The sequence below is a fragment of the Labrys sp. F242 genome, from assembly GCF_057813875.1.
Map to the genome: position 1 here is coordinate 1 of NZ_JBVASG010000051.1, position 287 is coordinate 287.

At 62.4% G+C, this 287-nt stretch carries 1 pseudogene; it reads left to right on the forward strand.

Features of this window, described 5'->3' with window-relative positions:
• Nucleotides 1-89: 89 nt before the first annotated feature.
• Nucleotides 90-287 (forward strand): annotated as a pseudogene (gene pstC / locus ACZYTC_RS34400) (phosphate ABC transporter permease PstC); the annotation flags it as partial.

Below are 287 nucleotides of genomic sequence, written 5' to 3' on the forward strand. Positions count from 1 at the left end.
TCTTCGGCATGTGGGGCTCTCTGATCGTGGCGCCGATCCTGGCCCAGACGATCTAACCGCCGATCATCTCCGTCCTCTCGCATGTGCCGGTGCTCGGCTATCTGTTCAAGGGCCCCACCAACGGCGCCGGCATGCTGACCGCCGGCATCATCCTGGCGCTGTTGATCATTCCCTTAATCACCGCGATGTTCGTCGTGATCCTCGAAGCCGTTCCCGCCATGCTGAAGGATTCGGCCTATGGCGTCGGCGCCACCTCCTATGAGGTCTTCCGCAACGTCTCGGTGCCC